Annotated in this window: 8 protein-coding genes and 1 pseudogene; 1 reads left to right on the top strand and 8 read right to left on the bottom strand. The window is 60.9% G+C overall.

What is annotated here, in order from left to right; genetic code table 11:
* Positions 1-306 precede the first annotated feature (306 nt).
* Positions 307-990: pseudogene (locus tag OC446_RS28185) on the top strand (IS6 family transposase); the annotation flags it as partial.
* A 72-nt stretch (positions 991-1,062) separates the two neighbouring features.
* Here the strand turns inward: OC446_RS28185 and OC446_RS28190 are convergent.
* From OC446_RS28190 to OC446_RS28225, 8 genes are all read right to left on the bottom strand, one after another.
* Entirely contained in the window at positions 1,063-2,250 is a 1,188-nt protein-coding gene (locus OC446_RS28190) for a hypothetical protein (RefSeq protein ID WP_262032255.1), read from the bottom strand.
* Between the two features lie 4 nt (positions 2,251-2,254).
* Complete coding sequence (locus OC446_RS28195; protein WP_262032256.1) at positions 2,255-3,484, bottom strand: metal-dependent hydrolase family protein; 1,230 nt, start codon at positions 3,482-3,484, stop codon at positions 2,255-2,257.
* A gap of 13 nt (positions 3,485-3,497) precedes the next feature.
* Positions 3,498-3,983, bottom strand: coding sequence for a GAF domain-containing protein (locus OC446_RS28200; protein ID WP_262032257.1), 486 nt, complete (start codon positions 3,981-3,983; stop codon positions 3,498-3,500).
* A 10-nt stretch (positions 3,984-3,993) separates the two neighbouring features.
* Entirely contained in the window at positions 3,994-4,983 is a 990-nt protein-coding gene (locus tag OC446_RS28205) for an ABC transporter ATP-binding protein (RefSeq protein WP_410055163.1), read from the bottom strand.
* Positions 4,976-5,953, bottom strand: coding sequence for an ABC transporter ATP-binding protein (locus OC446_RS28210; protein WP_262032262.1), 978 nt, complete (start codon positions 5,951-5,953; stop codon positions 4,976-4,978). Before OC446_RS28210 ends, OC446_RS28205 begins: the two co-directional genes overlap by 8 nt.
* A gap of 51 nt (positions 5,954-6,004) precedes the next feature.
* On the bottom strand, positions 6,005-6,949 hold the full coding sequence (locus OC446_RS28215) for a succinylglutamate desuccinylase/aspartoacylase family protein (protein ID WP_262032259.1): 945 nt from the start codon (positions 6,947-6,949) through the stop codon (positions 6,005-6,007).
* A gap of 45 nt (positions 6,950-6,994) precedes the next feature.
* Positions 6,995-7,786: an ABC transporter permease gene (locus tag OC446_RS28220; protein ID WP_262032260.1), complete on the bottom strand. Its 792-nt coding sequence runs from the start codon at positions 7,784-7,786 to the stop codon at positions 6,995-6,997.
* Positions 7,787-7,845: 59 nt separating this feature from the next.
* Positions 7,846-8,474 (bottom strand): ABC transporter permease (locus tag OC446_RS28225; RefSeq protein WP_262032261.1); only part of this gene is annotated, 629 nt, incomplete at its 5' end.

The raw sequence follows: 8,474 nt of genomic DNA on the forward strand, positions 1-8,474 counted from the left end.
CGCGGTAGCCCTCGTCACCGCGGCCGCGTTCCCGGCCTTAATGAGTTTCCCGGCTCGAAACCTGAAGCCCGCGGCAGACGGGACGCAATAGCCGCCAAGAGGGGAGGGTGGTCGGAGCGCTCCCACTGTCGGCGGTGCCGAGCCATGCTGGCCGAGACATTCATGTCGCTCGGGCCACCCGCGGCGCCCGATGCGACGAGCGGCCGGTATGAAGGGCTCGACAGCGCCTATACGGGGTCAAGGCATCGTTGCATTAACCTCGACCGTATAAGAGGAGCGGTTCGTCAAGGAGCCGCCCCGTTCTCTCTGTTCAAACGCCGCCGTTTCCCGGTTGAGGTCATCCTGCTGTGCGTGCGGTGGTACCGTAAATCCGGCATCAGCTACGGGGGTCTGGCTGAAATGATGTCCGAGCGCGGTGTTGCAGTCGATCCGTCCACAATCGTCCGCTTGGTTCAGCGCTATGCGCGTGAGATCGAGAAGCGGATCCGCCGCTATCAGGGTCCCCGTTCTGGGTCGTGGCGCGTGGATGAAACGTATGTTCGGGTCGGTGGCAGATGGAAATACCTGTTCCAGGCTATCGACAATCACGGTCATCTCATCGACTTTATGCTGTCGGACATGCACGACACCGGAGCAGCCTATCGCTTCTTGTGCAAAGCCGTGAAGACCATGAGCGACTATCCTCCCTCGTCCATCACGACCGACAAGCTGGCGTCCTATCCCAAAGCGATCCGTCGCCTGCAGAATGAAGGCCTATTGGCGAAGGAGGTCGAACACCGGACCTCGAAATGTCTCAGAAACGTCATCGAGGCAGATCATGGGGCGCTCAAGCGCGTGATTCAGCCGACCTGCGGTTTCCAAAGGATGAAAACCGCCTCTGCGATCCTGAAGGGCTTTGAAGTCATGCGTATGATCGGCCGCGGCCACTGTGCCCTGACCCAGCCAAGTGCGACAGGCGAAATCCGCCTCGTGAATCAGTTGTTCGATCTCGCCGCCCGATCAGCCCGTCCGATTTGGCTCATTGTGTCCAATCGGAGTTACTGCAACACAGCCCGAACCCCTTCAAGACCCGCAGTTTTTCCAATGCCGCGCTAATGTATTCGACGTGTGCATGTTGCCGTAAAGATATTCCCAGAACGCGCCTCGTTCTTGCGTCCTCGTTCTAGACCAGACCGCATTGACTGCCATCTCTCCGCACCAGTAAGCGTAGACGAAGGGCGCACGCAGGCCGTGACTGAGAAAGGCTAGGCGGGATCGTGTAACATCAGGCGCCTGCAGAGAAGCGGCCGCGATATCCGGGACGACTTCATCGATGGAACGGCCTTCCCCAAGCACCTTCCAAGCGGCGCGGCACCTCAGCGCCGAACGAAGTCGCTGCAGATAACGACCGAGATGGTCCTCTGGCGTCTCAATCCAGTCGAGAAACTGCAAGCCGTTATCGGCAATGCCCTCGAAGAGCGCCGAACTTGCCGAGCTGGTGACGACCTGAGCCGCATCGACCGGCATAAGGCCTTCAGCCACACGCCTTTCGCGCAGTTTCAAGTGAAAGAGATGACCCGGAAAGGCTTCATGCACCGCCAAGTGTTTGAGGCTGAAAGCGGTGTACGGATAGCCCACATTCAGCAGCACCTGCCTTCTAGGGAAGTCACAATAGGCCGAATAGGGCACGTCGCGCTGAGCAACAGGCGTGATCCATTCACCGCCCAGCCAATCGGCCTTCAATAAGCTCGCGAGCATGCCGCATCGGTCACGCGCTTGCCGCTGAAAGTCTGCAAGCACGTCGAGTACCTTGTCCTCCGGTATCCGGGCCTGTTTTTCCCAACGGGCAAAATCCTCTGGAAGGTTTTCGCCTCGGAAGCCCAGTTCATCCAGCGCCTGGCGAATGCCTTTGTGATAACCGGCAATTATCTCGTCGGGTATGTCGCGGACATCGACGCGAATCTGCCGCTCCAGTCTCTCGGCGAACGTAATGGGATTGCCGCGGAAGGTGGCGATCAGAGCAAGCAGCGAGTCGGACATTTCGTCGAGCCAATCTCGGCGCAGCGCCGTTTCGGCTTGTGAGAGGCGATCTCGCAATGACAGCAGCGCAACCTCCGCCTCTTCGTAACTGATGAAGGTCCGCGGCTCGACCTCCGCAACTGCGACCGGTATCAGCCCTTCGGCATCGAGAAATCCTGCATTACGATTGCTGTTGCGATAAAGCAGGTCAAGGCCGGCCGTTATCGCCGCCAATTCTCCTCCCAGTTCCATTCCGTTAACTCCCGCTTTTGACGAAATTTCCGCCCTTGATGATAATCGGCATATGGGCGCCCTGATGCGTTAGCAGCGATATGTCGTCGAGCGGATTGCCATCGACAACGATCAGATCGGCCAAGGCACCAGGCGCAATACAGCCGATCAAACCTTCCATCCTCAGCAGTTTCGCCGCGATATGCGTCGCTGAGGCGATCACTTCATGAGCAGGCATCACGCGGGAGCGGATCACGAACTCCTCGGACTGATGCCGGTGCATCTCGCCGAGCAGGTCGGTGCCGTAAGCAATCGGCAGCCCGGCATCGCGCATGATCGAAAGCGATTCCATGCCGGCAAGCCGCACCGAATTCACCTTGGCGACAGAGCCGGGCGGCAGGCCGAGTGCGGGGCCTTCGACGCCGAGCTTCTCGTAGGTGACGAGCGTCGGCACTGAGACGCAGCCGTTCTCGACAGCGAATTTTGCGGTCTCAGCGGTGATTAGGTTACAGTGCTCCAACGAGTGAATTCCACATTCGATCGCCCGGCGAATCGCCTTGTCCGTATAGAGATGGGCAGCCACATACGTGCCGGCATTTTCGGCTTCCTCAACGGCGGCGATCAGTTCCTCGCGTGAAAAACCGAGGAAATGGATCGGGTCCGTGGGTGAGGCGATGCCGCCGTTCGCCATAACTTTGATGAAGTGCGCGCCGGATTTCAGTTCCTCGCGGGCCGCCTTGCGCATCTCCGGCACGCCGTCGCAGATGCGGCCGAGGTTGCCGAGTGTATGGCTGGTCTTCGGCGTCGGCTGATCGTCGTAGGGACCGCGATAGTCCGTATGGCCGCCGGACTGCGAAAGCGCCTTGCCGCAGATGTTGAGCCGCGGCGTCGGCCAAGGCGCTTCCTGGGTTGCGGCGAGCAGACCGGAGGTCGCGCCGCCGAGATCGCGCACGGTGGTGAAGCCGCGCATCAGCATCTCGCCCATGATCTTGAAGGCACGCACGGTGACGATCGGATCGGGAAGTTTTGCGTTCTGGCCGAGGTTCGCCATGCCAGCGATCACATGCACATGCGCGTCGATCAGGCCCGGCATCAGCACCTTGCCAGAAAGATCGATGCGTTCCGCGACCTTGCTGGCGATGGAGCGCGAGACTTCGCGGATTGCATCACCCTCGACCAGCACCGACACCGGTTCGCTCGGCTCGGAGCTCGTTCCATCGACGATACGGGCGTTTTCAAAGAAAATGGTGGACACGGGTCTTCCCCTTTCAGGCTTTGGATGCGCTGCCGGCTCGGCGCGCTTCGAGGAAGGCAGGAATCAGCAGCGGCGCGAATTCCTTCGCAATCTCGACATGCTTGTCCTTGTAGAAATACTCCTCGTGGAGCAGGTTGATCGTTCCGATCGTCTCACCGTCATAGACGACCGGAATGTTGATTGCCGAATTGAGACCGAGGCTAGCTATCAGTTCGTGGTCAAAAAACGCCCACTTGATCGCCTCGCGGTCGCGACCGAGGAAGGGCTGTTGGCGGCGCGGCACCAGATCGCCCCAGGGTGTAACGCCCATCGGCTTGCGACCGCAGACGGGATAGACATTCGGCATGTTGGAATAGACGCGCGCCACCTCGTTGCCGTCCTTGTAGAGCAGCGTCAGCAGACGATGACCGACGCGGGTGGCAAGCGCCGTGTCCAATGCGTCGAAGAAGAAATTCGGCTGGCCCGGTTCTGCAAGCAGACCGATCAGGTCCTCGGTCATCCTGAAACTCCTATCGATGATGGCAAGCGATGGACTGGCCGTGCGCCTTCGTCTCAAGCTGCGGTTCCACCCGCCGGCAGAGATCGGTCGCTAGCGGACAGCGGGTGTGGAAGGCGCAGCCAGACGGCTTTTTCGTCGCACTCGGGATATCGTCGCTGACGGCGCTGAACTGGTGCCTGTGGTGCGGATCGTGCGACGGTGCCGAGCGCAGCAGCAGCTCCGAATAGGGATGCAGTGGTTTGGAAAAGATCACCTTTTTCGGCCCGATCTCGACGATCTTGCCGAGATACATGACCGCCACCTGATGCGAGATGTGTTCCACCACGCCCAGATCATGCGAGATGAAGAGGTAGGAGAGGCCGAGTTCGCTCTGCAGGTCGGCGAGCAGGTTGAGGATCTGCGCCTGCACCGAAACGTCGAGCGCCGAGACGGGCTCGTCGCATACGATGATATCCGGTTTCAGCGCAAGCGCCCGGGCAATGCCGATCCTCTGGCGCTGGCCGCCGGAAAACTGGTGCGGAAAATTGTCGGCCTGATCGGAGCGCAGACCCACCAGCGAGATGAGCTTTGCCACCTCCGCCCGCCGCTCCTCCATCGTGCCGATTCGGTGGATATCGAGCGGTGCGCGGATGATATCGCGTACCCTCTGGCGCGGATTCAACGAGGAGAATGGGTCTTGGAAGATAATCTGCATGCGGCGTCGGTGCGAGCGCGGGACGTTGCGCATTGACGTGACGTCCTGCGAACCCTTCATGGCGATACGACCACCCGCCACCCTCACGAGTCCCATCAGCGCCAGACCTGTCGTCGACTTGCCGCAGCCGCTTTCGCCGACGAGGCCGAGAGTTTCGCCGGCACCAATCGAGAAGGACACGCCATCAACAGCCTTCACCTCACCGACCTGTCGCTGGAAGACACCTGCGCGGATGGCGAAGTGCACCTTGAGGTTTTCGACCGAAAGGAGAGGGGCGGGCGCAATCTGTTCCGCGGTGTCAGGCATGATCGTGCTCCCAGCAGGCGGCGAAGTGGCCGGGTTTCATTTCGACGAAGGGCGGGCGTTCCTCGAGGCAGCGGGAAGACGCGCCGGGACAGCGGGGCGCGAAGGCGCAGCCCTTCGGCAGGTCCCAGAGTGGCGGCACGGTGCCGGGGATATCGGCCAGCCGTCGGGGGGCAGCCTCCGCTTCTCCACGATGAGGCACAGCGCCCATCAAGCCGATCGTATAGGGATGCAGCGGGTTGTCGAAGAGCTCGTAGACGCTACACTCCTCTACCGGGCGGCCGGCATACATGACGATTACTCGATCGGCGATTTCGGCAACGACTCCGAGATCGTGGGTGATAAGGATCTGTGCGGTGCCGAGCCGCTTCTGCAGGTCCGAGATCAGGCCGAGGATCTGCGCCTGCACCGTGACGTCGAGCGCGGTCGTCGGTTCGTCGGCGATGATGATCTTCGGCTCGCAGGCGAGTGCCAGCGCAATCATCGCCCGCTGCCGCATGCCACCGGAAAGTTCGTGCGGATACTGGCGGGCGCGGCGCTCGGGGTCCGGCATTTGCACCAGTTCCAGGCATTTAACGGCCCGGGCAAAGGCCTCGCGCTTGCCCAACTTGCGGTGCTGGCGGACCGATTCGGAAATCTGTTCGCCGATCGTCAGGACTGGGTTCAGGGCCGTCAACGGCTCCTGGAAGATCATGGCAATCTTATCGCCACGAAAATCCTCCATCTTGCGCTGATCCATGGCGAGAAAATCCTCGCCATGGATCTTGATCGAGCCAGATGCGACACGAGCGCTTTCGGGCAGAAGCCGCAGGAGCGACAATGCGGTCATCGACTTGCCGCAGCCGCTTTCACCGACGATGCAGACCGTTTCGCCGCGGTTGACCGAAAGGCTCATCTCCGAGACGACGGGGAAGGCCCCATTCTCGCCAAGAATCTCGACGTTCAGATTGCTGACGGCGAGTGCAGGTTCCATCGTCTTTTCCAGTGCCAAGTCTTGCATCTGTCTATCCACCCGCCGAATAGGTCAGTCGGTCGAGCCTTCGATATTGCCGACCATGAATCCGTAATCCCCGGCCTCGACGAGGTTGCGGGTCAGATGCTGCATAACCATGATGCCGGCTTCGAACGGCGTTGGGATTTCCTCGATTGTCTCAAAATCATAGGGGCTGACGACGCGGCCAAGCAGTGAACCGCCCTTGATGATTTCGCCGTTTGCTGGCGACAGCGGTTCGAGCCAGCCGCCATGCTTCGGGCGGACGCCGACGAGTTCGGTGACGACGATCTGTTTGGGGTTCGGCTTTACCTCGCCCTCAACCGAGCCGATCAGGCGAAGCTGGTTCAACAGGCCGTCGACGGTACGCCTGACATAGGGCGTCTGGTCGACGATGCCGCCGCCGAGTTCGATCGTCACCACCTTGGTGCCGTGGCGATCCATGGAGACGGATTTGCTGGTGCCTGCATAGACCGTTCCAGCTTTGCCCGCGGTCGGGCGATAGAGGATCTTCGAACCGAAAGCGCGCGACAGCGGTTCGTCGTTCCAGACGTAAACGTAGTCGACCGTTGGCCGATCGGTGCCGGAATGCAGGTCAAGATTATAGTCGATCTTGGCGTAGAACTCGTGCGCCAGCGCATCGGCTAGCTGCTGGCTGTAGGTGCCTCGCGGATCGCCCGGGAATTCACGGTTGAGATTCATCTGATCGAGCGGGTTGTGCCGGTGATTGACGGCGAACGATCGCGGATTTGCGACTGGCAACAGGAGGATCCGGCCGACGAGTGGCATATCCTTGATGATGCGGAACAGGTCGAGGATCGCCTGCGAGCCGGTATTTTCGTTGCCGTGGATTGAGGCGGAGATCCCGACAGTAGGGCCGTCCTGCTCACCCACGAGCTCGTGCATGAAGATCACAGCGTCGCTGCCGTCCGCATGGGTGGTGAATTTGTGGCGGAGTTTGTTGATCGACTTGACCATGGACGTTTCCTTTCAGCGTCTTGTCGTATGAATCCAAAGGGTTGCCTATTTCTTCTTGCCCGCCGAGCGGGAGAGATGGCGGGGGTCGAGCGCGTCGCGCAAGCCATCGCCGAGCAAGTTGAAGCCGAGCACGGTCACCATGATCGTGGCGCCGGCAATGATCGCCAGCCATGGTTCGTCGCGCATGAAGCGGGTGCCGTAGGAAAGCGTCCAGCCCCAGGTCGGTGTCGGCGGCGGCAGGCCGAAACCGAGGAAGCTGAGCGCTGACTCCGAGATGATCGCGGTGCCGAAGCCGAGCGAGGCGAGCACGATGATCGGTCCCATCGCGTTCGGCAGGATTTCCTTAACGAGAATGCGGGCTGGATCGGCGCCGAGCGCCTTGGCGGCCAGCACGTAGTTCTGCTCGCGCAGCATCAGCGTCGTGGCGCGCACCACGCGGGCATATTCCGTCCAGGCGACGACGATAATCGCAAGCGCCACATTGACCATGCCGGGGCCGAGCACCGCAACGATGGCAAGCGCCAGCACGATGGCCGGGAAACCGAGGAAAATGTCGGTGATCCGCATCAGGATCAGATCCGTCCAGCCGCCGAAATAACCGGCCGCGAGCCCGACCGCCGTGCCAATGATGCAGGACACGGCAACCGAGATGCAGGCGATCGTCAGCGAAACACGTGCGCCGAAGATCAGTCGTGACCAGAGGTCCCGGCCGAAATTGTCGGTGCCGAGCCAGTGGGTAAGCGTCGGGCCGGAGAAGCGGTTGCGCATGTCCATCTGCTCAATGCCGTGGGTCGTGAGGTAAGGGGCGAAGACAGCGCAGATGACGATCGCGAGCACAATCAGGGTGCCGAGAATGAGTGAGATATTCCGAAAACGCTTGGGTAATGTCATGAGCTTCAACCCAGACGAATGCGCGGATCAACAGCCGCATAAAGAAGATCGACAACGAGGTTAACCAGCGCGAAGATAATCGCGAAGGTGAGCACGATGCCCTGAATGAGCGGCAAGTCGCGCTGCGAGATCGCCGTGATGGTGAGTTGGCCTAGCCCCGGCCAGGCGAAGATGGTTTCGGTCAGCACCGCGCCGCCGAGCAAGGCGCCGAAGCGCAGACCGATGACGCTCAGCACCGGCAGCAGTGCGTTTCGAAACGCATGACGGATGATGACGCGCTGGCGGCGGAGCCCCTTGGCGTAAGCGGTACGGACGAAATCCTCGCGCAGCACTTCGAGCATGGAGGTGCGGACCAGACGGGAGATGATCGCCGCCGAATTTGCCGCAAGAGCGAGCGCCGGCAGGAGGATGTGGGCGAAACTGTCGAGGAGCACCTGCGGCCGGCCGGTCAGCGCCGCCCAGATAGTTTCGGGGAATGGCGTGCCGCGGCCGATCGCCGGCAGCCAGCCGAGCGTTACGGCAAACAGGAGCATCAGGAGAAGGCCAAGCCAGTAGACCGGCATTGAAACGCCGAGTTGCGCAAAGACCATCGAGATCGTATCGACAAGCGAACCCTGCCGGGTTGCGGCGATTA

Origin of the sequence: Microvirga sp. Mcv34 (assembly GCF_024519725.1) — a bacterium.
Taxonomy (GTDB): domain Bacteria; phylum Pseudomonadota; class Alphaproteobacteria; order Rhizobiales; family Beijerinckiaceae; genus Microvirga.